This is a genomic window from uncultured Stenotrophomonas sp., from assembly GCF_945952405.1.
Classification (GTDB): Bacteria; Pseudomonadota; Gammaproteobacteria; order Xanthomonadales; family Xanthomonadaceae; genus Stenotrophomonas.
The window spans coordinates 16,999-41,355 of sequence record NZ_CAMFIA010000002.1 but is presented as its reverse complement, the minus strand read 5'-3'; the positions used below and the strand labels follow the sequence as shown (position 1 = coordinate 41,355).

Sequence of the window (24,357 nt, the reverse complement as noted above, 5' to 3'; positions counted from 1 at the left end):
TGGGCAAATCAGCGTTTGATCGGTGGAGGTAGCGGCGCCCCGGGCCTGCGCGTGGCCGGGCCGGGGTGGCGGTGCACTGTCGCCGATGCCGTGCATGTGATGACGACATCGTCGTCGGCATGATGCGTGACGCAGGGGCCCTGATGTGCGGGAACAAGGAGAATGCGGGTGCAGGAATTCAGGCATGTGCTGGAAACGCGTGGTCGCTTTCAGCTGGTAGCGGTGTCCTACGCGCCGGTGTACGCTCCGGGCGATGTGGTCGGCCATGCGGTCGTCGCCGACGATGGGGATCGTCTGACCGACCTTGTATCACTGGCCGAAGCGCGCCAACTGCTGCTGCAACGGGTGCGTGAAGAGGGCGAAGAGCCCGGGCTGGAGAACGAAAACCACCTGCGGAAGAAGGCGTCGCGCTGGCGCCGCCGCTAGGCCGTCGCGCCCTTGTGCGCATCATGGAGGATTCGGGTGTTGCCCAGTAAGAAGTATTCGCTCATCGCCATCATCACGCTGGCGACCCTGCTGCTTGGTTTTGTCCTTTCCGGTTATCTGACCCTGCTGTTGCTGGGCCTGGACACCAAGCTGTTCACCTGGAACACGTATTACCAGTACTACCACGCCATCGGCCAGCCCCAGGTCGCACCCTTCGTGGGCAAGATCAAGTGGGCCGGCTATGTCGGTTTCGGCCTGCCAGTGCTGCTCCTGCTGGTGACCGGCCTGGTGCTGCTGCTGAAGAAGGACAAGCGCTCGCTGCATGGCGATGCGCGCTTCGCCACCGCCGCCGATCTGTCCAAGCACGGCATGTTCAAGAAGACCGGCCAGAGCATCGTGGTCGGCAGCCACAGCGGCAAGCTGGTGCGGCTGGACGGCCAGCAGTTCGTGATCCTGGCTGCGCCAACCCGTTCGGGCAAGGGCGTTGGCGTGGTGATTCCGAACCTGCTGGAGTACGGTGAATCGCTGGTGGTGCTGGACATCAAGCAGGAGAATTTCGACCTGACCAGTGGCTGGCGCGCCAGCCAGGGCCAGGAAATCTACCTGTTCAACCCCTTTGCCGAGGACCGCCGCACGCATCGCTGGAACCCGCTCAGCTACGTCTCGGACGACCCGGCGTTCCGCGTCTCGGACCTGATGAGCATCGCCGCCATGCTGTACCCGGATGGCGCCGAGGACCAGAAATTCTGGGTCAGCCAGGCGCGCAATGCGTTCCTGGCCTTCACCCTGTACCTGTTCGAGAACTGGGACGACGAGCGCAGCAGTGGTTTCCCGGGCGGCATGGGTACGCCCACGCTGGGCGCTGTCTACCGCTTGTCATCGGGCGACGGCACCGATCTGAAGAAGTACCTCAAGGCCCTCTCGGAGCGGTCGTTCCTCAGTGCCAACGCGCGTTCGGCGTTTGCCAACATGCTGTCGCAGGCCGATGAGACCTTCGCCTCGATCCTGGGCACCTTCAAGGAACCGCTCAATCCCTGGATCAATCCGGTGCTGGACAAGGCCACCAGCCGCAACGACTTCCTGCTGACCGATGTCCGCAAGAAGAAGATGACCATCTACATTGGCATCCAGCCGAACAAGCTGGCCGAGAGCCGGCTGATCATCAACCTGTTCTTCAGCCAGCTGATCAACCTCAACACCAAGGAACTGCCCAAGTCCAACCCGGACCTGAAGTACCAGTGCCTGCTGCTGATGGATGAGTTCACCTCGATCGGCAAGGTCGAGATCATCTCGTCGGCGGTGTCGTACATGGCCGGTTACAACATCCGCCTGCTGCCGATCATCCAGAGCATGTCCCAGCTCGACGCCACCTACGGCAGGGAAGTGTCGCGCACGATCATCACCAACCACGCGCTACAGATCCTGTACGCGCCGCGCGAGCAGCAGGACGCCAACGACTACTCGGACATGCTGGGCTACACCACCATCCGCAAGAAGAACGTCACCCACGCCCGCGAGAAGACCCACAGCTTCACCGAAGAGCGGCGCGCGCTGATGCTGCCGCAGGAGCTGAAGGCAATGGGGCCGGACCAGGAAGTGTTCCTGTATGAGGGCATACCGCATCCCGTGAAGTGCGACAAGATCCGTTACTACAAGGATCGCTACTTCACCTCGCGACTGCTGCCGAAGGTCGATGTTCCGATGCTGAAGGTCTGATTTCACAAACATAAAAGAGTGAAACGGATTCGCATTCACTGACGTGAATTGGTGCGCCCCGTCAAAAAAACAGCACGCGCTGATGGAATTTCAGGGTTTCCTGACATGGAATTGACGCGCGGTTGTGTAACCCTGTTCCGGACATCCAGAGATGTGTGCTGGATGTCAAAGATTTGAAGCAGGGTGGCCAGGAGTTTGTGCCATGGAAACAAGGATGGTTTCGACGTTGGTATGGGTGTGCAGGTGCGTGACGGGGAAATTCCGTCGTGTCGCATGCGGCCTGGTTGGCAGTCTTCGGACTGCAGGGGAGCCGGAGTGGGTGTGCTGCGTGTCGGCGCGTCCCTCCGATTCCGGCGTGCGCCATGCAGCGCCGGACGACCAGGGAACCAACGTTCGAAACTGCTTTTTCGTACGTCAAAGTGAAGCCCGTATGAATCAGGCGTTTATCGCAAAAATGTCCCTCGCCGCAGCGGCGGCGTTGATGGTGGCAGGGTGTGCCACCAAGTCCGCTCCCGATTTCGGAGGGCGCTGGAAGCCGGTCAATCGCTTTGCCGCGTCCACGACCGAGATTCCGTTGTACTCCAGCTACGTCTACCAGGCCTCACCGATGGATGGCACGCTCAAGGCCATGCTCGAGCGTTGGGCCAAGGATTCCGGACGCACGCTCGACTACCGTCTCAGCTCGGACTTCACCCTGTACGGCGCGGTCTCAAGCATCGACACCACCAATGCACAGCAGGCCGTGATCGATCTCACCGCGGCGTACGCGGCGCAGGGCATCTCCGTCTCCATCGTTGGCAACCAGATCGTTGTGCAGAGCGCTGGCTCGACGCCGACCGCGTCGGCGCAGGGCGCTGAGTCCAGCAGCGGTACCTGAGTCCACCTCGAAATCATCGAACGTGCTGCTCCCCGCGCCTGTCGCAGGGGCTCCATGCCCATTGATGTTTCAGCAGTACGGAAGAATCCATGTTCCGCAAGAAGGATCCCGGCAACAGTCCCAAGGTCGAGCAGTCGGTCGCCAAGGCGGTCAGCTACGAGATCACCGTGGCCGACATGGCGCGTCGCAGCGAGCGTCGTGCCTGGTGGGTGGCCACGGGCTCATTGCTGATGTCGCTCGCGCTGGCGGGCGGCTACTACTACATGCTGCCGCTGAAGGAGAAGGTGCCGTTCCTGGTGATGGCCGATGCCTATACGGGCACCGCCACCGTGGCGCGCCTGAGTGGCACGTTCCAGGGCGAGACGATCACCACCAACGAAGCGATCAACCGCAGCAACGTCGCCCAGTACGTGCTGGCGCGTGAGTCGTACGACTCGGCGGTGATGGGCCTGCGTGACTGGGAGCTGGTGTTCGTGATGTCCACCGATCCGGTGGCGCAGTCCATGCGCGTGCGCTATGCCGGCAACAACCCGCAGAACCCGTTCGTGATGTACGGCCGCGAGCGCGCCATCCGGGTCAAGATCCTCAGCATCACGCCGCTGGGCGCCGAGCCGAACGGCAGCTTCCGCGGTGCATCGGTGCGCATCCAGCGCAGCCTGCTGGACAAGCGTACCGGCGTTGCCACCTACCTGGACAACCAGCTGGTGACGATGCGCTTTGGCTACAACCAGAACCTGGCGCTGTCCGAACAGGACCGCATCCTCAACCCCCTGGCCTTCCAGGTCACCGAGTACCGCGTCGACAACGATTATTCGCGCGGCGTGCCGGTGCCCGACGACGGTGCCATGCAGGCGCAGGCGCAGCAGGCCGCGCAGCAGGCGCAGGGTGTCTACGATCCCAACAACCCGGCCGCGGCCACGATGATCGACCCGGCCACCGGCCAGCCGGTCGCCGTTCCCGCCAATGGCCAGGTGCCGGGGCACCCGATGCAGGGTCAGCCGATGCAAGGGCAGCCGATGCCGGGCCAGCCCGTGCAGGGTCAGCCGATGCCCGGCCAGCCGGTGCAGGGGCAAGCCATGCCGGGGCAGGCCATGCCCGGCCAGCCGGCCATGAGGCCGGCGCAGAACAATTCCACCGGAACTGCTGATGGAGCAAGCAACCGATGAGTAGTCGAAAGATCAGGGGAAGCGCGCTGGCGCTGCTGTCGATGGTATCGCTGCTGTTCTCCGCAGCGGCGATGGCGCAGGCGGTGGACCACTACGAATACGAGAAGGATCGGATCTATCCGGTTCGCACCGGCCTGGGCCTGACCACCCAGATCGAGCTGAGCCCGAACGAGAAGATCCTCGACTACAGCACCGGCTTCAGCAGCGGCTGGGAACTGACCCGTCGCGAGAACGTGTTCTATCTCAAGCCGAAGAATGTCGACGTCGACACCAACATGATGGTGCGCACCGAGACCCATTCCTACATCTTCGAACTGAAGGTGGTGGCCACCGACTGGCGCCAGCTGGAACAGGCCCGCCGCGCCGGCGTGCAGTACAAGATCGCCTTCGTCTATCCCAACGACACCGTGTTCGGTGTCGCCCAGGAGGCGGTGGAGGAGGAAGCCAAGCCGTTGCTGAGCTCGGAGCTGGCCAAGGATCGCCAGTACAACTTCAACTACTCCTATTCGACCAGCAAGGCGAAGAAGATGGGGTGGCTGATTCCGGTCAACGCTTACGACGACAGCCGTTTCACCTATCTCAAGCTGCCCAATTCGCCGGAGTACAAGACCGGCATCTTCCCGGCGGTGTTCGGCCGCGAAACGGAATACGGTGAAGACTTCGTGGTCAACACCACGGTTGAAGGCAATACGCTGATCGTGCACGGGACGTACCCGTACCTGGTCATCCGCCACGGCGACTTCGTCGTCGGCCTGCGAAGGAACGTGAAGAAATGAGCCAGCAGAACACTCCCGGAAACGACCCGAACAACGGACGCGACGAGAGCCAGAGCCCGTACGGTGCGCAGGCCACTCCGGACGCACCGTCGAACCCGTACTTCGGCAGCGCCCAGGCCGAGCCTGCACCGGATCTGGACGCGGCTGCACCGCAGCTGCGCTCGGCCGACGAGCAGCGCCTGAACCGCAAGGCATTGCTGTTCCTCGGCGGCATCGTGGTGCTGTTGGTGGCGATGGGCTTCCTGCTGTTCCGCAAGGGCCAGGACGACAGTGACACTGCGCAGAAGGCGCCGGATGTGGCGCGTGCCAGCACGCCGCTGCTGCCGGATGCTGCGCCGCTGCAGCAGGCGCCGCCGGCCGCCGCGGAAGCCATCCCGATGCTGCCGCCGGTGGAGCAGGATGAGGGTCCGCAGCTGGTTCCGATCGCATCCCGTCCGGATGCCGTCGAACCCCGCGGGCCGACGCTGCTGGAGCGCCGGATGGCGGGCGCCGAGGATGCTGCACTGGCGGCGGGAAACCGTGGTCAGCAGCCCCAGCGTAGTGCGATCGACGAACAGACCCGGCAGGCGCTGTTGGCCAACATGATGCCGGGCCAGCAGGGATCGCAGCGGGTGCGTCGTGGTCCCGACGTGGACGATGTCTCCAGCGCGACCTACATCCGCAGCCCCGATGCGCTGCTGGTGCGCGGCACCTATCTGCGCTGCGTGCTGGAAACCCGCATCATTTCCGATCTTGCCGGCTATACCTCGTGCCTGCTGACCGAGCCGGTGTACTCGATCAACGGTCGCAGCCTGCTGCTGCCGAAGGGCTCCAAGATCTACGGCGCCTATGGTGGCGGCCCGATCGGCAAGCGCGTGGAAGTGATCTGGGATCGGATCACCACCCCGAACGGCATTGACGTGGCGATGTCCAGCCCGGGCGTGGACCAGCTGGGCGGCGCCGGTCATCCGGGCCAGTACAGCGCGCACTGGGGCAGCCGCATCGCCTCGGCGCTGATGATCAGCCTGATCTCGGATGCCTTCAAGTACGCGGCCGCCGAACACGGTCCGGAGACGACCACCATCGCCAATAACGGCATGACGGTGCAGTCGCCGTATGAGAGTGCCACCGCGCGCACGATGGAGCGCCTGGCCAACGAGGCACTCAGCAGCAACCGTCGTCCGCCGACCGTCACCATCAACCAGGGCACGATCGTGAACGTCTACGTCGCCAAGGACGTTGACTTCACCAATGTGCTCAATCCCCGCCGGTAACCCAACGAACGACCATGGACGCCGAAGTGTCACCCCTCGCCCTCGTCTCCAGCGATTTCCTGCGCTATCAGTACGAAGTGCTGGGCATCGCCGAGTACATGTCCTCGCCGGAAGTGACGGAAATCTGCATCAACCGTCCCGGTGAGCTGTACCTGGAAACCCGGGCAGGGTGGCAGCGGGTGGACGTGCCGGGCCTGACCTTCGAGCGGGCCCGGCAGTTCTGCACCGCCGTGGTGAACGAGAGCAACACCGGCCAGCGCATCACCGATGCCGATCCGGTGGTCTCGCTCACGTTCCCCACGGGCCAGCGTGCGCAGTTCGTGATCCCGCCGGCGTGCGACGCGGGCAAGGTGTCGATCACCATCCGCCTGCCGTCCAAGCACACCAAGTCGCTCAGCCAGTATCACGAAGACGGCTTCTTCAACCAGATCCTGGAAAGCGACGGTTCCCTCAGCGAGCAGGACCGCGAGCTGCTGGAGCTGCGCCATTCGCGCGAATACGCCGAGTTCTTCCGGCGCGCGGTGATGTACCGCAAGAACATCGTGGTGTCGGGCGCGACCGGTAGCGGCAAGACCACTTTCATGAAGGCGTTGGTGAATCATATTCCGGACAGCGAGCGTCTGGTCACGATCGAGGACGCGCGCGAGCTGTTTCTGACCCAACCCAACGTGGTGCACCTGCTGTACTCCAAGGGTGGGCAGAGCACCAGCAACGTCAGCGCCAAGAGCTGCATGGAAGCCTGCCTGCGCATGAAGCCCGAACGCATCATCCTCGCCGAGCTGCGTGGCGATGAAGCGTTCTACTTCATCCGCAACTGCGCGTCCGGTCACCCCGGTTCCATCACCAGCTGCCATGCCGGCAGCCCGGAACAGACCTGGGATCAGCTGGCGCTGATGGTGAAGGCCTCGGCCGAGGGCTCGGGCCTGGAGTTCAATGTGATCAAGCGATTGTTGATGATGACGATCGATATCGTCGTGCATATCAAGGCGCATGCCGGTTCGCGCTATATCACCGGTATCGACTTCAATCCTGGGCGTGCCCAGGGGCAGGAGGGCTGAAGGATGCTGCCAGGACTGGAAATGATGGCGTGCCCGGAGATGGCCGTATCGATGGACGTGATGCAGCACGTCATCAACGTCGAATCGTCGCGCAATCCCTACGCCATCGGCGTGGTGGGGGGCGCGCTGGTGCGCCAGCCCAAGGCGCTGGATGAAGCGCTGGCGACGGTGCGCATGCTGGAAGAGAAGGGCTACAACTTCTCGATCGGCCTGGCCCAGGTCAACCGCTACAACCTTGGCAAGTACGGGTTGGACTCGTACGAGAAGGCCTTCCAGCAGTGCCCCAACCTGCAGGCCGGCTCGCGCATCCTGGCCGAGTGCTACAAGCGCTCCGGCGGCGACTGGGGCAAATCGTTCAGCTGCTACTACTCGGGCAATTTCGAGACCGGTTTCCGCCACGGCTACGTGCAGAAGGTCTATGACTCGATCCGTCGCGGGCAGCAGGTGGCCAGCAACGGCGTCGCCCCGATCGACGTGGTGAGCCGCGGCGAGCGCCGCAGCGTGAAGGTCGAGCATCACCCGCAGCTGGCATCGCCGGCGCAGGCGCGCATCGTGGCCCAGGCCAGTGGCCCGGTCTACGTGCCGTCGGAAGATCCGGCGCGCGCCTATGTGGTGTATCCGTCGGCGGGTGCCATGGCCCGCGGCAGCCTGCTGAACATCGCCGACCAGGCGCTGTCCAAGGTGGTGCTGGGTTCGGTGGACCGGATGATGCAGCCACAGGCGCAGCCGGCCCAGGTCGGTGCCTATCCGCAGCAGGAAACCGCGGGTCTCCCTCAGCAACTGCCACGACAGGGGGCCGCGCAGCCGATGGCCATGCCGCAGCAGTTGCCCGGTGCGGCAGGCGCCAGCAGCGACGGTCCGGTGATGCTGCGGCCCTGGAGCGAACGCAACCAGCCCGTGGCCGGGACTGGAGATCCATACAACGCGCCGGTGCAGGCCGCACCGGTCCAGCAGATTCCCGCAGGGGATGCGGCCTTCGTGTTCTGACGAAGTCGTGGTTCGGCCCGGCGCCCGCCAGGCCCATTCAGTTGTGTTAGTCCATCAACAAGGAAATCAATCCATGAAGCGATCCAATCTCGACCTCGTCCAGGCCCAGCGCACGCTGAAGACCCTGCTGATGGCCACGCTGTTCGTTGGCGCCGTGTTTGCCCCGCAGGTGTTCGCCAGCGGCACCGACTTCGGCGGCACCGACAAGAAGGTCTGCGGCTTCTTCTCCAACATCAATGGCCTGCTGAACATGGCGTCCATCGCCGTGGTGACCATCGCGGTGATCTTTGCCGGCTACCAGATCGCGTTTGCCCACAAGCGCATTGCCGACGTCGCCCCGATCCTGATCGGCGGCGTGCTGATCGGCGCCGCTGGCCAGATCGCGCGCATGCTGCTGGGTGAAGGCAGCGATGGCAAGTGCACCGGTGGCGGCACGACCTACTACCTGATCAACAACGCGATCCAGTACTACAGTGCATAAGAACGTCCTGTTCCGCGGTTGCACGCGCCCGGCGATGTTCCTGGGCGTGCCCTACCTGCCATTTTTCATGGTGGCGGGTGGGCTGCTGCTGCTCAGCGTGTACACGAACTTCTGGTTCCTGCTCACCATTCCGGTGGCGATCTTCATCATGCGGCAGATGGCCAAGCGTGACGAAATGATCTTCCGGCTGCTGGGCCTGCGCCTGATGTTCAAGCTGAAGGTGCGCAACGTGCCGGAACACGATGGCATGTGGGTATTCAACCCCAACCATTACCGCAACAAGCCGGCCCGAATGGATTGAGGTCCGGAACCGGCCCGGCGGGCGCCCGCGCCCGCCGGGTCCTTCGAGACTCCTTGGCACTACCTCTTTGGAAGCAGTCGTATGTTCAGCCCTGACACCTCCATCAGTGAGTTCATCCCGTTGTCGTCGCATGTCGCCCCGAACGTGGTCAAGACCACGGGCGGCGACTATCTGCTGACCTGGCATCTGGAAGGGCTGCCGTTTGTCGGCCGCGAGGAATGGGAGCTCGAGCATCGGCACAATACGTTCAATCGCCTGCTGCAGACGCTGCGCGCCCCCGACTTCGTCAACGTCGCTTTCTGGGTGCATGACATCCGCCGCCGCCGCACGCTGAAGGGCAAGAGCCACTATCGGCAGCGCTTCAACCAGGACGTGTCCGACCAGTACATGGGCATGCTGTCCTCGCAGCGCATCATGCAGAACGAGCTGTACCTGACCATGCTCTACCGGCCGGTGGTGGCGGGTAAGCGCTTCGTGGAAAAGTCCGCGAACGTGGACAAGCTGCGTGCTGCGGAGGAGCAGGCGGTCGAGAAGCTGATGGAGCTGGCCGGCAACGTCGAGGCGGTGATCCGCGACTACGCGCCGTATCGCCTCGGCATGTATGAAGCCAAGAACGGCGTGGTGTTCTCGGAAACACTGGAACTGTTCGGCTACCTGATCAACCGCATCGATGAGCCGGTGCCGGTGCTGTCGGCGCCGATCAAGGACTACCTGCCGGTCAGCCGCCACATGTTCTCGGCCAAGACCGGCGACTTTGCAATCAATACCCCCAATGGTGCCAACCACTTCGGCGCCATCCTGAACATCAAGGAGTATGCCGAGGGAACCTACCCGGGCATTCTCAATGGCCTGAAGTACCTGGACTACGAATACGTCATCACCCATTCGTTCAGCCCGATGGGGCGCCAGGACGCTTTGAAGGTGCTGGACCGCACCAAGGGCATGATGATCTCTTCCGGCGACAAGGCGGTCAGCCAGATCGTCGAACTCGACCAGGCGATGGACCAGCTGTCGTCCGGCAACTTCGTGCTGGGCGAGTACCACTTCATCATGGCAGTGTATGGCGACAGCCAGGCCAAGCTGTCGCAGAACGTGGCCTCGACCCGCGCCGAGCTGTCCAATGCCGGTTTCGTATCGACCAAGGAAGACCTCGCGGTCACCTCCTCGTTCTACTCACAGCTGCCGGGCAACTGGCGCTACCGCACGCGCCTGGCCAATGTCAGTTCGCTGAACTTCCTGGGCCTGTCGCCGCTGCACAACTTCGCCACCGGCAAGCAGCACAACAATCCCTGGGGCGACTGTGTCACCACGCTGCAGACCACCAACGGCCAGCCGTACTACTTCAATTTCCATGCCACCCATCCATCGGAGAATTCGCTGGGTGAGAAGGCGATCGCCAACACGATGGTGATCGGCAAGTCCGGTACCGGCAAGACCGCGCTGATCAACTTCCTGCTCAGCCAGGTCCAGAAGTACGAGCCTTCGCCGACGATCTTCTTCTTCGACAAGGATCGCGGCGCGGAGATCTTCGTGCGCGCCTGCGGTGGCAACTACCTGGCGCTGGAGAACGGTGCGCCGACCGGCTTCAATCCGTTCCAGTGCGAGAACAATGAAGCCAACGTGCAGTTCCTGGCCGACCTGATCAAGGTGCTGGCCGGCAAGCGCGAGTACAGCGCACGCGAGGAAGAAGACATCTACCGCGCGGTGGAGAGCATGCTGGATACGCCGATGCACCTGCGCAGCATGACCAACTTCCAGAAGAGCCTGCCCAACATGGGCGATGACGGCCTGTACGCGCGCATGCGCCGTTGGACCTCCGGCAACTCGCTGGGCTGGGTGTTCGACAACCCGGTCGATACGGTGGACCTGAGCAAGGCCAACATCATCGGCTTCGACTACACCGACATCATCGACAACCCCGAAGTGCGGGTGCCGGTGATCAACTACCTGCTGCACCGCCTCGAGTCGCTGATCGACGGCCGCCCGCTGATCTACGTGATGGACGAATTCTGGAAGATCCTGGACGGCGAGGGCGGGCTGAAGGAATTCGCCAAGAACAAGCAGAAGACCATCCGTAAGCAGAATGGTCTGGGCATCTTCGCCACCCAGAGCCCGGAAGATGCACTGAAGAGCGACATCTCTGCCGCGCTGATCGAGCAGACCGCCACGCTGATCCTGCTGCCAAACCCGAACGCCAGCAAGAGCGATTACATGGATGGCCTGAAGCTGACCGAGGCCGAGTTCAAGGTGGTCACCGCGCTGGACGAGCGCTCGCGTTGCTTCCTGGTCAAGCAGGGGCATGCCTCCAGCGTCTGCCAGCTCAACCTGCGCGGCATGGACGACATCCTGTCGGTGATCTCGGCCTCGACCGACAACATCGACATCATGCATCGCGTGCTGCAGAGCGCAGCCACCCGCAACCGGATCACCGTGGACGAGCTCACCCCGGAGCAGTGGCTGGAAGATTTCTACAAGAACCGCAAGGGCTCGGGAAAGTCAGCAAACAACAGTGAGGTTGCGGCATGAAGATCACTCGAAACCTGACCAAAGCAATTACCTTGAATTCGATGGAGACGAAGATGGACGCCATTAACCGCGCAACCAGAACGCCGAGCGCCGCATCGAAGGTGCGCGTCGCAGCGCTTGCCTGCTCGATGGCGCTGATGCTTGGCCTTCCGGTAAAGGGGTACACGATTCCGGTTGTCGAAGTGGGTCTTAATACCGTCAACAGCACCCTGACCGAGTTCCACACGCTGTCGGCCCAGGCCGAAGCGCTTGCCGAATACGGAACCCAGGCCCAGCGTTTCATCGATACGACCGACAATTGGGCGCAGAAGCTGGCCAAGTTCAAGCAGATCATTGCCTCGCCGATCATGCCGACCGGCGTCAAATTGAAGCCGGTGCTGCCCGAATGGAATGTGGCCGAGCGCTGCGGTGCCGGTTCGATCATGAGTCTGTCCGGCATCCTGACCGCGTTGGACATGAATCCGGGTGGAGACATTGCGGCGCAGCAGCGGAACATCTGCGCAGCGATCCAGATGCTGGAGAACCAGCGCTACAACGAAACTGTGCAGGTTGTGCAGAAGACCATGCCGGACATGCGCAAGGTGCTGGACAGGATCAAGGACATCCGCTCCCTGTTCAACACCGAAGGTGCGTTGTCTGAGACTGTCGCGAATACGGCCGTGACCGATGCCTACATGCAGGCGGACTTCGCGGCGTGGGAGCAGAAGATCGGCGGCTACGACAGGCAGATCCAGGCGCTGACCCGCATGCAGCAGATGCTGACCCAGCGCGCCCTGAAGGGAACCCAGTCGCCCGTCGGAACAATTGTAAAGGCGGCAGCCCTCAAGGCTGCGCTTTCGAACTGAAGTCGAGGGCCGCTTCGGTCCGGTTGTACTTAATTATTGGGTGAAGTTATGGGTCTAGGGATGGGAGTCGGCATGTTCGGTACGAATGCACTGGATATGCTGCAGAACCTGCACGTGTCGTCATCCGTTGGCGACTTCGTGTTCTTCCGGCTGATCCTCGATTACCTGCACAAGGAAATCGCGGATTTCGGTGTTGATCTGCTGGGAAGAATGATGAAGTGGGTGGGTGCCATCGCGCTGACGCTGATGACGCTTTGGGTATTTATCCAGGGCTTCCGCATTGTGACCGGACGCAGCCGGGACTCAATGATGGTGCTGGTTACCAACATGGCGAAGGCAGCGCTGATCGTCTCTGTGGCCACCACCATGGCGATGTTCGGGCGAGATCTGCACACCTTCCTCAACAAGGACGTGAAGAACGAGATCACCCATGTCATCACCGGCAAGAAGGATTCGCCGGAGGATCTCATCGATGAGAATCTTGGCTACATGCAGTTGGCGCTGTCCTCGGTCGATGCCCTGGATGTGATGGGTGACGTTACCTTGGACAACGCCAAGACGCGCGCCATGTGGTTCATCGGAATGGGCACCGGCGGGCCGGCCGTTACGGCGGGCTCGATGCTGCTCCTGTACGAGGTGGCATTGGCGTTGTTCATTGGCCTTGGGCCACTGTTCATTCTGTGTCTGCTATTTGATCAGACCAAGCAACTTTTCCAGAAATGGTTGTTGTATGGCATAGGTACGATGTTCTCGATGGCGGTGCTCGCGGCGATGACGGCCATTGCCATGAAGCTGGTGGCCAAAGTTGCCTTGGCGTTCTGGGGCTCGGCATTGGTGGGTAGCCTTATGGGAGACAACTTCACTGAAGGCATGTCGAGCATGGCGCTGCAGCAGGGCGGCATGGGCCTGATCCTGACGACGCTGATCCTGACCTCTCCGCCGATGGCGGCCATGTTCTTCCAGGGCACACTGGGTAGCTTCATGGCTTACTCGCAGATTGGTGGCAGTCCGGTGGCGCAAGCACCCAGCGCAAGCGGGCAGCCGCCGGGAAGCTATACGCCGGCGCAGAGCAAGGATGTTAGTGCCGCCAGTACTGCAAGTGGAAATTCTGGGGCCGGTGCGGGGTATGCGGTCATGGGTAGCCAAAATTCCGGCGTAGGTGGGCAGCAGACAGGTAAATTCGGGAATGCTGGTGTGCACGGTGGAAGTTGAGAAGATCGCTTGGAGTTGGTCGCTATGAATAGAATTTTTTTGCTGATTGCTCTGTTTATGGCTCCGTCAGTTGCGTGGGCTGAAGGGCGCTGCCCGCCGGGCCAGTACCCGATTGGCGACGATCGTCAAGGGGTTGGCGGTTGTGCTCCAATTCCTGGTGGGCCGGGGCAAGGCAGCGGCCAAGTGAGCGCTCCTCCAGTGCCAACCGGAGAATGGGAGACTCGCTGGGGGGCGATTGCACAAGATGCTTCGCCAGCTCCCGGAGCGATGCTTGCGATTGGTGTGTCCGAGTCAAGGGCTTCGAAGGGGGAGGCTGCGTCGATCGCGCTGTCGCAATGCGGTAAGGGCGGGGGAGTGAACTGCAAAATTCTTATGGAGTACCACAATCAATGTGTTGCACTCGCCGGGCCTGAAGTAAGCGAGTACAGATTGAGAGGTGGGGCTACATACTCGTCACGAGCTCCATCGGAGGCGGAGGCAAAGTTAAACTCCATCCGTGAGTGTCGGGCAGGTGGCAAAGTGACGAGCTGCCAGTTGATATACTCGGCATGCAGTATGTCTGAATTCAAGTCATTTCGTTGAGTTGAAAGGGTTTTCCCTCGGTAATTCTCCATCTCGCAGCTTGAATGAATTTGAACTGGCCTGCTTGGAAGCAGGTCATTTGCTTTCCGTGGCGAAGTTATCGGAACGGCGCGATGTGCTTCTCCAGTGGCACACTCGGCGCTGAATTCGCTTCCGAGGTTGTTCCTGTTGTGAGCTGCTTGTCGCATATGCCCCTGCAACGGACGACCTGAGCTAGCGCTTCGTCCGCACTTTGATACGGATTTCCAGCCAGTTTGTGGCCCTTCTACAGCGTGACGACCACGATGGACATTTTTCTATTGCGGAGTTGATGCTGACATCCTCATCATGTCTGGCATAGCTTCCTTGCTTCCTTGCTTCCTTGCTTCCTTGCTCCCTTGCTTCCTGGCAGATTGGCGGCGGTCCGGTGGCGCAAGCACCTGATGCAAGGGCGCAGCCGGCAGGAGGCGACCCGCCGGCGCAGAGCAAGGAGCATAGTCCTGCATCTTCATGAAATTTGGACATTGGATAGGTCGCTGGTTGTGGCGGCGAACCGGCTGGGTCTATGAAGCAGGATTATGGCCGGTATCCAACGGCCGAATCTTGAGTTTGCGCTGATTGACGGGATGGTTGATAGATATATGAAGGCACTACTGCTGTTAATGCTCCTGCTCACCTCCGATCTCGTAATGGCCGAAGGGCGCTGCCCCCCAGGTCAGTCCCAGTCGGTGACGAGCGACATGGCGTCGGTGGGTGTGCGCCAATTCCTGGCGGGCATGGGCAAGGCGGCGCTGCTCAGCCGAGCGCCCCAGTGCCGACTGGCGAATGGGTAAATAGATGGGGAGCAATTGCTCAGGGAGCGGCGGGCAAGTCAGGAGTTCCGACGGCAATTGGTGTCTCGGAATCAAAGAATTCAAAGGCTCTGGCAGTTTCAGCAGCGCTGGCGTCATGTGCTGAAGCGGGCGGGGCGAGCTGCAGGGTTCTCATTGATTATCATAATCAATGTGTGGCTCTTGCAGGTCCGGGAATAAAGGAATACAGGGAAAATGGTGGTGGTGAAACCTACTCATTTAGAGCGCCAACACAGCGAGAGGCGCAGTTGAAGGCGCTTCAAGGATGTAGAGATCAGGGGCGTGGGCTGACCTGTGAGCTGGTCTATTCCGCTTGCAGTATGTCTGAGTTCAGATCATTCCGCTGAGAAGGTTCTTCTTGATTGGCTCAGATCGGGCGTGAGGCGCTCTGTTTAGAAGTGGGGAAATTGTCTTCTGGAGCGAGTCCGTTGGAAATGCGTGCTGAGCTATTTGGCGGAACACTCAGCGCTGAGTTCGCATTCGACTGGTTAAGCTGTAGGAAAGACATCGCGGCTGGAGAATAGATAGGTGCGCTCTGGAGTTCCGGTGCATCAGGCTATGCCGAGGTTCAACAGTGGTGTCGATTCGCCCACTCAACCTGGCCAGCGTGGAAATGCGGGCAACGTAGCGTAAATGAATTGGAGTCGGCGCAATGCGCGTTCTAGGTGCTTTGATTTTTCTGGGATTGGTGGGCCTCTCGTCCGGTGATGCTTGGGCAGAGGGGAATTGCCCTGCCGGCTTCTATCCCATCGGTGGTCAGGGTGTACAAGGCTGTGCTCCTATCCCTGGTGGGAGTGGAGGCGGAGGTTCGCCTTCTGCTCCTGCGGGTGAGTGGATGACGCGGTGGGGTGCAATTGCAGAGTCCGTCAGCTCCACGCTTGTGGGTACAAGTATGGGACAGGCAACCAAGCAGGAGGCGGAGCGACTGTCGATTGCGCGCTGTCAGGCAGAGGGCGCGAGAGACTGCAGAGTGTCGATCAGCTACTACAATCAATGCGTCGCTTATGTGGTCCCCTCTTCGGGGCGTGGCAAAGGCTCAATCACCTCTGCAGTGGATAAAGCCACGGCGATCAAGTTGGCCAAGGAGAAATGTACGGACGCGAGAGGTGAAGCCTGTGCTGTCGCCTACTCTGAGTGCTCCTTGCCCGTATACAGCAGCTTCTGAACAAAATTCGCGGGCGCTCCTGCCATGCTGGAGTGAATGAATCGCCTCGCTGACGATTTATGTCGGAGAGTCTTGCGGTACCTTCGCGGTTGATCCTCTCTCTGTTCTTGCTGAAACCTATTGGCAGCCGAGGCGCGGCTGGACAGTGATGGGTAGTCGCATTGCACACCATCAGTGGATCTTGCTTCCCACGGCCTGCGTTTTGCCCGTTCGGAGAAATGGTGGTCCTTTTCTGGTTCGAATTGGGTAGGCACAGATGAGCGCTGGCATCCGTTCAAGCTGCTCCTTGTGATGACCCGCTGAAGCTAAGGCTATTTGCTTGCGGGTAGGGTGCGGCGTGTATCGATTACATTTCATCACCGCCGCATACCACGCTGCGCCTGAGCCTGGATCTCGTTCTCCTGCTGCGCCTGTTGAAGCTGCAGCGCAGCTCTCCGCTCCAGCCGCTCCGCTTCCTCGCTGGCTTGCGCCTGCATGGCTTGCGCGGCTGGATGCTCGGCGAGTTGCCGGATCATCTGCAGAGCGCTCTGCTCGTCGTTGCGCTCAAAGGCATCCAAGAGCGACTGCACCCGTTCCTGGGTCGGGCTTCGCTTGTGCATCTTCGGATCGCTCTGCAAGGGGCCGGCACTGTGGTCGGTCTCGGGTGAGAAACGATGTCCAGGCTTCAGCGCTTCTGCGCTCCGTTGCACGGCATCCGCCTCGCGATGCGCGTGAATACCTGGGGTATCTGTGCCGCGGAGGTGATTGATGCCATCACGCGCCAGGCCTGGCACGCCGCCCATCAGCAGGGTGGCGCCGGCACGGATGTGCTGCACGCTTTGCCGATAGTCATCCACGCGGCGCTGGTCCTCGGGGTGGATGATGCGCAGGCGTGGATCCTCTAGAACCGATTCAACCGGTCCGTGTGGCGTCATGCGGTCAACGAAGTGATCCATGCTGTGTGAGTCCATCAGCTCAACCGCCACCGCGCCGGCATGCAGGTGTCGAAGACTGAGGCCCGGCGCGATCCAGTGAGAAGCGCCTCGGCGCTGCTCGGCGTGGCGAAGCGTCTGCAGTTCTGCGGGCAGCGCGTATATTTCCACCTTCCCATAATGCGGGCTGGCCGCACTGACCACATCACCGGCCATCACGTGATTGGTAAACGGGGCCGCGTTGGCAGGCGAGCCCTCGGGTACACGGTGACCGAGGCTGGCTGCCCCATAGGGATTGAAGGCGTCGCCAGGAAGGTTGTAGTGGTGGGCGCTGATCTGGGCCAGGGTGCCGCCGAGCGAGTGGCCGGTGACGTACACAGGGCCGATGCTGCGCTCTTCAGCAATTCTCAATGCCTCACGTGTAAGTGCCAGTGCATCATCGAGCTGGGCGTTCAATCGTGTGGTGACCATCATGGCGTCGACGGCACCGTCGACAAAGGGTTGCTCGGTACCTCGATGGGCGACAATGACTTCATTGGTGGTCTCATTGCGATATATCGCTCCTTGGTACCCATTCTTCGAGCTGAGCCTTGCGATTACCTCGTACCTTGTTCCACCAACGATCTTCCATTCGACGCCGCGTGGGTCTCTTGAATCTGAGGTGTCGTAGATTGCGTTGGATAGCGCGGCGTTTTCGATGGATCTCATTGATGTTCCTCTTCAGTCGGAATGAAGACGTCCACTGCGAAGTACCTGCTTCGTTCGGCTTCGGGAAGCTTGTCGTAGAGGGTGCTTGAAAGGGTGTATGCAGCGCCGGATGGCTGTAGACGGCTCAGTGGAGTTAGCGCTCTCTCTACATAGGTTCTCTGCAAGCCTTGCGAAGCGAGATCTCTTGTCATTCCACCTGCCGCGGCAACGATTGGTCGAGAACCTACTTGAAAGGGAAATGCCGCCTGTACGAGTGACATGGTCCAGCTGCATAGCCCGTGGCCGTAGTAGTCGGCAACTTGCATGCCATCCTCGAAGACCACACTTCTGAACTCGGTATCGCTTTCGCGTTGCACGGGATACTCGATCCAATGGGTCTTCGGTTCGAGATGCACGCCTGCAAAGTTGCTGATGGGCGGCAGACAGAGGAGGTCTATCTGGTATTGGACAAGTACCTTTGGAATCGGCACCTCCACCGGAGCATCAGTCACTTTGATCCTGATCGGAATTGCGGCCTTCGGGCTGGGATTCTCGCGATAGGTGGGATAGGTTCGTTCCTTGCAGCCCGCTGCGACCAAAAGCGTTGTCGCAATTGCCACAAGCGCAGGCAAGTGTGAGGGGATGAGATTCATCGAACGTCCTGTTTTCGCCCAGCCGATCTTTGTGGCGGTGCTCAGATCAGCGTAGAGCGGTCCGACCTGGCGCTTCGATCTCACTGGTTCGATCCTCCGGTTTCCACGGAAATTTCGATGGTGAAGAAGTCGGCCGGATTGAGATCAGACCGATTCTTGAATGCGGTTGAGTTCCATGTTCCGGCCCAAGCGGGCAGCTGATCTGGATGTAGCGGAGAAAGGACCTTCCTAACGCGGATTGTTTCAGTGGTCAGGGAGGCCAACTCATCGCGGGTGGTGGCTGCCGACACACCGATTCTTCGATTATCGATCACAAATGGAAACGACGCTTCTATGAAGCTCATCGTCCAGGTGCATGCCCCACGTCCGTGGTAATCAGCGATCTCCATCGCGTCCTCAAAGACCGTGCTGATGAACTGGGTATCGCTGATTCTCTTCGCGGGGTACCTGACTTTGTGGGTGCGCGGGGCGAGTTGAGCACCCGTGAACCTCTTGGTCGGTGGCAGGCATAGCGGGTCGATCTCAAATTGAGCAAAGACTGAGGGAACCGGTACATCCACCGGTGCATCAGTCACTTTGATCCTGATCGGGATTGCAGACTTCGGGGTGGGATTCTCCCGATAGGTGGGATAGGTCCGTTCCTTGCAGCCGGTGAGGGCCATCAGCGTTGTCGCAATCGCTATGAGTGCGCTCAGACGTGAGGGAGTGAGGGGCATCGGGAGTCCTGTTTCCATACGGCCAATGCGCTGGCCGCTGCACAGCACAGCGTAGAGACACTCACCGGGACGCTTCGCCTTCCGACTGGAAACCCGGGCAGTTGTGCACAATTGGTCACACAACGGCGTTGCGAGCGAGGCAGTTGCGACTCGATGAGCGTGCCTGATCCGACAGTGCCGAACGGTGCGTTCAAGCGGCTGCGTGGCGTGGCCAACGCGGCGCAGCGCCCTACCTCATGGCAGCTGCGTGGGTGCGGGTTTCTGGCCGGCTTCATCGTTCCGCGAGATCTCGATGGTGAAGAACGCCTCGCGCTGGAAGTCGGGTCGTCGGAGAAACGCAGCCGCGGGCCAGGTGTTGGTCCACGCCGGCCGGCGGTGACCGCTGAGTGGCGGAAGCGCTGTGCGGACGTAGGTGATGGAAGGCTCCGGCGATGTCAGTTCCTGCAGCGAAGCGCTGGCGCTGGCATGTATCAGTCGCTGGCCGCTGACGAACGGGAAGGCGGCCTGGACGATGCCAAGGGTCCAACGGCATTGGCCTGCACCGGCATGAGCGAGGTCTGCCATGCCGTCCTCGAACACCACGCTGCTGAACGCGGTGCTGCTGATGCGATGCGCCCGGTACTGCAGCCAGAAGACCGCCGTCTCTGCGCTGCCGCTGTTGCCCGGCAATGCGTGTGGCACGCAGCGTGCGTCGATGTCGTAGCGTACGAAGATCTTTGGGACGGGGACGGCCACCGGGGCGTCGATTGCCCGGATCCGGATCGGCAGCGCACGTGTGGGCGAGGGGTTCTCGGCGAAGACTGCGGGGCGCTGTGGCTGGCAACTGCTGGCGGCAAGAACAGCGGCGGCCAGCCAGGGCCGGGCTGGCCGCAGTGCGGCAATAGGGGGCATCGATCATCCTTGTTTCGGGGTCCCGGGTCCGTGGGGGCCAGCGTGGCTCAGGGGCGGGGTCGTACCGGCCGGTAGCGGCGACCCTCGCCATAGGCCGGCCCCTTGCTGTCGACGTTGGCGCAGAGCCGTTGTGGCTTGCCGCAGAGCACGACGTCAGCCTGGTTGTAGGCACGCATCAGTTCCGCCTGGATGCGGTCGCGCTCCAGGTCGGCGCGGTAACGGGTACCGAGCCAAGCGCCGCCACCGAGCACGAGTGACACCGCCGCAACCGCGCTGGCGACGCTTTTCCAGGCCACGCTGCGCGCCACCCGCCGCTGTTGATCGATACTGCCTGCCAGCGTCTGCGCGCTGTCGGCCAGCCGCGTGGCCGACTGTGCGAGCTGTGTCTCATACGCCTTCAGCGGTTGCTGCAGAGCGCCCTGGACCATGGCGGCGCCTTCGCGGCCGACGGCACCCAGTGCCGCGTCGGCACTGGAGCGCAGCTGCACGGGCAGGATGCGCGACAGCTGCTCCAGCGAGGCAATGGCCTGTGACTGCTGTTGCTCCAGGTCGGCCTGCATGCGTTGGAACTGCGCCATCAGCAGCGCGGTACGCGCGACCAGGGCATCGAGGTCGTGCTCGTTCACGGCCGGCGGGTTCACGGCTGGCCGCCATGCAGCTGCGTGCAGGCGCGGTCAGGGCGTGCGGCTGAGGGTGTGGGGGGAAGGGCGCCGGTGGCGGCTGGGTAGGGGGCGTGCATCGAAGATCCTGTTCCGCGGTGTGCCCCGGGTCCTGGGGCGGTGCGGACGAAAACCTACCGGTGCTGCTTCATTGGTGCGATGGTGCCGGCGGCAACATCCCGCTGTTGCGGGCGTGCGGTCGTTCTGGTGGCCGCACAACAGGTCAAAAACGAAATGCGTGCCAGCCGATATCGACAGCCCCGGGTCAGGTGATCGGGCACGGTGGGGTTCGGCGTCCTCGCGCAGGGGGCTACCGCGGCCTTGGCGATCGAGTCGGCACGCGTTCACGATAACCGCGCTTTTTCTGTGATCAAGTGCGCTTTTCAATCCGGGCCCCCTTCGACGCCCCGGGCTTCTCGAAGTAAGCTGCGAGCGCGTCAAAAAGCCGACGCGTTGTCGCCATCGAAGGCAGGAGCTTTTCCGTCCATGAGGACTCTGACGACCCGCCGTGCGGGTGACGCTTATGACTATCGCGGACGCCGCAGGGCCGGGGCTATCATCCGCGCTGGCGGACCGGGTGGCCTGCAGCGCATCGCAGGGGTTCCTCACCGTCGCACGGGTATTGGCAGGACGGGATTGAAGGAGTTGCAGGGCATGGAGAAGGGCAGTAGCGCGAACATGGACAATGCGTTGGCGTTCGTGCCATCCGGCGCGAACCTGCTGGAGGCCGTGCGCGGCGATCTCACCGGCAATGGCATTGAGGACCAGCTGCTGGTGATCGACCAGCCTGCGCCGGACGGCCTGGTGGCGGGGGAGCATGGGCCCAACCGCGTGCTGTTGCTGCTGCTGGGCGACGGTGCCGGGCAATGGCAGCTGGCCGCACGCAACGACAAGCTGGTGCCGTGTTCAACGCGCGGCGGCATCGCCGGCGATCCGTTCGCCTATGTGACGATCGAGGATGGCGCTTTCAGCGTGATCACCAACGGCGGCAGCCGCGAGCGCTGGAGCAGCACCTATACCTTCCGTTACGCACCGGCGGAGCGCGCGTGCTGGGTGCATGGCGTGCAGCGGCGGGTGATCGATACCGAGACCGAAGCCACCCATACGCGTGACTTCTCGCTGGCGGAGCTGGGCCGGGTGCGCTTCGAGGATTTCGATCCGTCGGTGGTGGCCGACGTGTGCTTGCCCTGAGTGCCGTGCTGGTGAGGAGGCAGGAGTACCCCACGATGATCGAGCAGGAGTTTGACCGTGTCGCAGGATAGAGAGTCGCAGCTGCTGCGGCAGGCCACGGAGGCCGGCATCACCTCGTCCCGGGAACTGGCCAACTTCATGGCGCAGGCCGGGCATGAGTCCCGTGGCCTGAGCCGGCTCAATGAGAGTTTCAACTTCACCCGGGGCATCTCGCAGATCCCGGTGGAGGCGGCGTGGCGCAATGGCAATGGCGCGCTTGAAAACGCGCGCCAGGAGGCGCTGCGCGGGCGCCCGGAGAATCTGGCCGAACTGATGTACGGCGGCCGCATGGGCAACGATGCGCCGGGCGATGCGCTGAAGTATCACGGCCGCGGCTATCTGCCGCTGGTCGGCAAGGAAAATTACGAGCGTGCCGGCAAGGCGCTGGACCTGGATCTGGTGAATCATCCGGACCTGGCCGCGCAGCCCGAACACGCGGGCCGCATTGCGGTGTGGCAGTGGCAGACGCGCGTGCCGGAGGCGGCCCGCGAGAACGTCCGTGAAGCGACGCGTGCGATCAATGGTGCGATGAATGGCATCGAGGCACGTCAGCAGCGTTTCGATGCCTGGCAGCAGAAGTTGACGCCGGACGTGATGGCGCGACTGGACCGGGGTGAAGTCGGTGCGCCGGCGCAGAATGCGCCGCGCGACATGTCGCATCCCGGCGAACCCGGCAATGCGCTGTTCAACGATGCGCGCCGGCAGTTGCAGCGGATGGGCCCGCAGGGCGGGTTTGGCAGCGCGCAGGCGCTGGACAATGCCGCTGGCGCACTGGCGCTGGGCGCGCACAAGGCTGGCATGGCGCGGATTGACCATCTGCTGGCCGGCAACGATGGCCGCACGCTGTTTGCGGTGCAGGGCACGCTGGGCGACCCCACCATGCTGCGCGCTGCCGTGGACCGGGAGCAGGCCGCCCAGCAGCCGCTGGCCCAGAGCAGCCAGCAGCTGGCCGCCAGCGCTGCGCAGCAGGATCAGGCGACTTCGGTCGCGCGCGAGCAGGAGCAGCGCTCGCGATCGCTTTGACCCGGAGCGCGCCTGTGGGGTGGAGGCCCGCAGGTGCTGGACGCACGACGCGTGGCGCCTGCGGGCGCCGACATGGAAACCCAACGTAAGGACACCACATGCGAATCGTTCTCCCGGAGCTCGGGCCCACCGTTGCCCGCCTCACTGCGGCCAGGCGCGGCCTGCCGCCGATCTGGTTGCTGTCGTTGACGCTTGCCGCCGCGGTGGCGCAGGCGCAGGACGCTGCACCCGCTGCCGCGCAGGCACCCGCTGCCGCGGAGCCGGCGGCGGACGCCGCACCCGCGGCGGCTGAGCTGGTGCTTGCCGCCGAACCGGCGCCGGTGGCCGTGGCGGCGCCGCCAGCGTCTCCGGCACCCCCGGCCGCGCCGGTGCCGACCTCGGTACCGGCACCTGGATCGGCCGCGCCGGTCGCGCCCGCTGTGCCTGCCGCATCCGCAGAGCCCGCGCTGGAGCCGGAGCCGGTGTCGGCGGCGCCTCCCGCAGCGCCGGCGCTGGCGATCGTGCCGCTGCCACCGGAGCAGGCCACCGAGCGCGCGCTCGGCGCCCGTTGCCCGGTCGATCTTGCCGGGCGCCTGGCAACCCAGGCCGATCTGTTGATCGGCGCCTGCGAAGGGCAGATGCCGGACCACCTGGCGGCCCTGCTGGTGGCGTTGCCCGAGCAGGACATCCTGCTGCCACGCAGCTGGCGCGAACGCGAGGTGCGCCGCAAGGTCTGGTTCAAGGCCGTGCCGGGTTACGGCCAGCGCCCGGACTTCCTCGTGCGCATGGGCGATGTCTGGGTGCGTTCGCTGGAGGGACGTGATGCCGACAGCACCTTCTACCTGGTATCGGCGCCGTTCCAGTGCAGTGACCGCACGCCTGCGCAGGACGCGGGCGCAGCGGAGCCAGTGCGCGTGCCCGCCGGCGATTGCCGCGAAGCCTACGTCAGCCAGCGCGTGTACCAGGTCCGCGGCGATGCGGCACCGAGGGATGTCTCGGCCGAGGCATTGCCGGCCATGCCGCAGGTGGCCGAGGCCGATCGTGCGCGGCAGCAGGCGCGCGAGGGCAGGATCACCCTGGATCACAGCAAGCTGCAGTTCGGCCCGGCGATGCGCTGGTTCGTGCAGTACCCGGAGGCAGCGCAGAAGAGCGGCCCGCGTGCGTTCAGTGACTGGAACCGCGAGCACCTGGCCTTCGTGGTCTGGACCGGCGATCGCTTCGAGCTGCGTGAGAAGGTGTCGCGCAGCCAGTGGCCGTGTGATCCGGTCGCGCCGGGCGATCGTGCCTGTGGCGGCTTCCCGGATTCGGGGCCGGATCTGTTCGTGACCAGCGCGGCATCGGCACCGGTCGCAGCCTCCAGCCCCTGAGCGGGGGTGCGGGCATGAGGCGGGAGCCGGTGTGACCGGC

At 62.7% G+C, this 24,357-nt stretch carries 20 protein-coding genes and 1 pseudogene; 16 read left to right on the top strand and 5 right to left on the bottom strand.

Going from position 1 to position 24,357, the window contains the following annotated elements:
• Window positions 1-168 precede the first annotated feature (168 nt).
• From Q0P60_RS02510 to Q0P60_RS02450, 13 genes and pseudogenes are all read left to right on the top strand, one after another.
• Window positions 169-426, top strand: a complete 258-nt coding sequence (locus Q0P60_RS02510) for a hypothetical protein (RefSeq protein WP_345780309.1) — start codon at window positions 169-171, stop codon at window positions 424-426.
• Window positions 427-462: 36 nt separating this feature from the next.
• Window positions 463-2,142, top strand: a complete 1,680-nt coding sequence (locus tag Q0P60_RS02505) for a type IV secretory system conjugative DNA transfer family protein (protein ID WP_294987908.1) — start codon at window positions 463-465, stop codon at window positions 2,140-2,142.
• A gap of 430 nt (window positions 2,143-2,572) precedes the next feature.
• The gene (locus Q0P60_RS02500; protein ID WP_294988477.1) at window positions 2,573-3,019 is read left to right on the top strand and encodes a hypothetical protein; all 447 of its coding nucleotides are present in this window, start codon (window positions 2,573-2,575) and stop codon (window positions 3,017-3,019) included.
• An 89-nt stretch (window positions 3,020-3,108) separates the two neighbouring features.
• On the top strand, window positions 3,109-4,185 hold the full coding sequence (locus Q0P60_RS02495) for a type IV secretion system protein (protein WP_294987906.1): 1,077 nt from the start codon (window positions 3,109-3,111) through the stop codon (window positions 4,183-4,185).
• Window positions 4,182-4,961 (top strand): TrbG/VirB9 family P-type conjugative transfer protein, encoded by a 780-nt coding sequence (locus Q0P60_RS02490; RefSeq protein WP_294987904.1) that lies wholly within the window; start codon window positions 4,182-4,184, stop codon window positions 4,959-4,961. Before Q0P60_RS02495 ends, Q0P60_RS02490 begins: the two co-directional genes overlap by 4 nt.
• Window positions 4,958-6,214, top strand: coding sequence for a TrbI/VirB10 family protein (locus Q0P60_RS02485; RefSeq protein WP_294987902.1), 1,257 nt, complete (start codon window positions 4,958-4,960; stop codon window positions 6,212-6,214). The genes Q0P60_RS02490 and Q0P60_RS02485 overlap by 4 nt, the downstream gene beginning before the upstream one ends.
• Before the next feature lie 14 nt (window positions 6,215-6,228).
• Window positions 6,229-7,272, top strand: a complete 1,044-nt coding sequence (gene virB11 / locus Q0P60_RS02480) for a P-type DNA transfer ATPase VirB11 (protein WP_294987900.1) — start codon at window positions 6,229-6,231, stop codon at window positions 7,270-7,272.
• A gap of 15 nt (window positions 7,273-7,287) precedes the next feature.
• Window positions 7,288-7,752, top strand: a pseudogene (locus Q0P60_RS20605) (lytic transglycosylase domain-containing protein); the annotation flags it as partial.
• Between the two features lie 580 nt (window positions 7,753-8,332).
• Window positions 8,333-8,740: a TrbC/VirB2 family protein gene (locus Q0P60_RS02470; protein WP_294987896.1), complete on the top strand. Its 408-nt coding sequence runs from the start codon at window positions 8,333-8,335 to the stop codon at window positions 8,738-8,740.
• The gene (locus Q0P60_RS02465; protein ID WP_294987895.1) at window positions 8,733-9,041 is read left to right on the top strand and encodes a VirB3 family type IV secretion system protein; all 309 of its coding nucleotides are present in this window, start codon (window positions 8,733-8,735) and stop codon (window positions 9,039-9,041) included. The genes Q0P60_RS02470 and Q0P60_RS02465 overlap by 8 nt, the downstream gene beginning before the upstream one ends.
• 81 nt (window positions 9,042-9,122) lie before the next feature.
• Window positions 9,123-11,567 carry a VirB4 family type IV secretion/conjugal transfer ATPase gene (locus tag Q0P60_RS02460; RefSeq protein WP_294987893.1) on the top strand — a complete coding sequence of 815 codons (2,445 nt, stop codon included), beginning with the start codon at window positions 9,123-9,125 and terminating at the stop codon, window positions 11,565-11,567.
• Entirely contained in the window at window positions 11,564-12,412 is an 849-nt protein-coding gene (locus tag Q0P60_RS02455; protein WP_294987891.1) for a hypothetical protein, read from the top strand. Before Q0P60_RS02460 ends, Q0P60_RS02455 begins: the two co-directional genes overlap by 4 nt.
• Window positions 12,413-12,484: 72 nt before the next feature.
• On the top strand, window positions 12,485-13,624 hold the full coding sequence (locus Q0P60_RS02450; protein WP_294987890.1) for a type IV secretion system protein: 1,140 nt from the start codon (window positions 12,485-12,487) through the stop codon (window positions 13,622-13,624).
• A gap of 2,933 nt (window positions 13,625-16,557) precedes the next feature.
• On the opposite strand, the gene Q0P60_RS02445 is transcribed toward Q0P60_RS02450, so the two are convergent.
• From Q0P60_RS02445 to Q0P60_RS02425, 5 genes are all read right to left on the bottom strand, one after another.
• The gene (locus Q0P60_RS02445; RefSeq protein WP_294987888.1) at window positions 16,558-17,820 is read right to left on the bottom strand and encodes a hemolysin; all 1,263 of its coding nucleotides are present in this window, start codon (window positions 17,818-17,820) and stop codon (window positions 16,558-16,560) included.
• Window positions 17,817-18,452 (bottom strand): hypothetical protein, encoded by a 636-nt coding sequence (locus Q0P60_RS02440; protein ID WP_294987886.1) that lies wholly within the window; start codon window positions 18,450-18,452, stop codon window positions 17,817-17,819. The genes Q0P60_RS02445 and Q0P60_RS02440 overlap by 4 nt, the downstream gene beginning before the upstream one ends.
• 80 nt (window positions 18,453-18,532) lie before the next feature.
• The gene (locus Q0P60_RS02435; protein WP_294987884.1) at window positions 18,533-19,168 is read right to left on the bottom strand and encodes a hypothetical protein; all 636 of its coding nucleotides are present in this window, start codon (window positions 19,166-19,168) and stop codon (window positions 18,533-18,535) included.
• Between the two features lie 234 nt (window positions 19,169-19,402).
• Window positions 19,403-20,059 carry a hypothetical protein gene (locus tag Q0P60_RS02430; protein WP_294987882.1) on the bottom strand — a complete coding sequence of 219 codons (657 nt, stop codon included), beginning with the start codon at window positions 20,057-20,059 and terminating at the stop codon, window positions 19,403-19,405.
• A 47-nt stretch (window positions 20,060-20,106) separates the two neighbouring features.
• Entirely contained in the window at window positions 20,107-20,700 is a 594-nt protein-coding gene (locus Q0P60_RS02425; RefSeq protein WP_294987880.1) for a relaxation protein, read from the bottom strand.
• 672 nt (window positions 20,701-21,372) lie between these two features.
• Here Q0P60_RS02425 and Q0P60_RS02420 point away from each other — a divergent pair.
• The 3 genes from Q0P60_RS02420 (at window position 21,373) to Q0P60_RS02410 (ending at window position 24,317) form a co-directional block, all read left to right on the top strand.
• Window positions 21,373-21,909, top strand: coding sequence for a hypothetical protein (locus Q0P60_RS02420; RefSeq protein ID WP_294987878.1), 537 nt, complete (start codon window positions 21,373-21,375; stop codon window positions 21,907-21,909).
• Between the two features lie 57 nt (window positions 21,910-21,966).
• Window positions 21,967-22,971 (top strand): XVIPCD domain-containing protein, encoded by a 1,005-nt coding sequence (locus Q0P60_RS02415; RefSeq protein ID WP_294987876.1) that lies wholly within the window; start codon window positions 21,967-21,969, stop codon window positions 22,969-22,971.
• A 98-nt stretch (window positions 22,972-23,069) separates the two neighbouring features.
• Window positions 23,070-24,317 (top strand): hypothetical protein, encoded by a 1,248-nt coding sequence (locus Q0P60_RS02410; RefSeq protein WP_294987874.1) that lies wholly within the window; start codon window positions 23,070-23,072, stop codon window positions 24,315-24,317.
• The last annotated feature ends 40 nt before the right edge of the window (window positions 24,318-24,357 follow it).

Excerpts from the sequence above, each read along its gene's own strand:
- Q0P60_RS02500 (WP_294988477.1), top strand. The coding sequence starts at position 2,573 with ATGAATCAGGCGTTTATCGCAAAAATGTCCCTCGCCGCAGCGGCGGCG.
- Q0P60_RS02495 (WP_294987906.1), top strand. The coding sequence starts at position 3,109 with ATGTTCCGCAAGAAGGATCCCGGCAACAGTCCCAAGGTCGAGCAGTCG.
- Q0P60_RS02490 (WP_294987904.1), top strand. The coding sequence starts at position 4,182 with ATGAGTAGTCGAAAGATCAGGGGAAGCGCGCTGGCGCTGCTGTCGATG.
- Q0P60_RS02485 (WP_294987902.1), top strand. The coding sequence starts at position 4,958 with ATGAGCCAGCAGAACACTCCCGGAAACGACCCGAACAACGGACGCGAC.
- virB11 (WP_294987900.1), top strand. The coding sequence starts at position 6,229 with ATGGACGCCGAAGTGTCACCCCTCGCCCTCGTCTCCAGCGATTTCCTG.
- Q0P60_RS02470 (WP_294987896.1), top strand. The coding sequence starts at position 8,333 with ATGAAGCGATCCAATCTCGACCTCGTCCAGGCCCAGCGCACGCTGAAG.
- Q0P60_RS02460 (WP_294987893.1), top strand. The coding sequence starts at position 9,123 with ATGTTCAGCCCTGACACCTCCATCAGTGAGTTCATCCCGTTGTCGTCG.
- Q0P60_RS02455 (WP_294987891.1), top strand. The coding sequence starts at position 11,564 with ATGAAGATCACTCGAAACCTGACCAAAGCAATTACCTTGAATTCGATG.
- Q0P60_RS02450 (WP_294987890.1), top strand. The coding sequence starts at position 12,485 with ATGTTCGGTACGAATGCACTGGATATGCTGCAGAACCTGCACGTGTCG.
- Q0P60_RS02445 (WP_294987888.1), bottom strand. The coding sequence starts at position 17,820 with ATGAGATCCATCGAAAACGCCGCGCTATCCAACGCAATCTACGACACC.
- Q0P60_RS02440 (WP_294987886.1), bottom strand. The coding sequence starts at position 18,452 with ATGAATCTCATCCCCTCACACTTGCCTGCGCTTGTGGCAATTGCGACA.
- Q0P60_RS02435 (WP_294987884.1), bottom strand. The coding sequence starts at position 19,168 with ATGCCCCTCACTCCCTCACGTCTGAGCGCACTCATAGCGATTGCGACA.
- Q0P60_RS02430 (WP_294987882.1), bottom strand. The coding sequence starts at position 20,059 with ATGCCCCCTATTGCCGCACTGCGGCCAGCCCGGCCCTGGCTGGCCGCC.
- Q0P60_RS02420 (WP_294987878.1), top strand. The coding sequence starts at position 21,373 with ATGGAGAAGGGCAGTAGCGCGAACATGGACAATGCGTTGGCGTTCGTG.
- Q0P60_RS02410 (WP_294987874.1), top strand. The coding sequence starts at position 23,070 with ATGCGAATCGTTCTCCCGGAGCTCGGGCCCACCGTTGCCCGCCTCACT.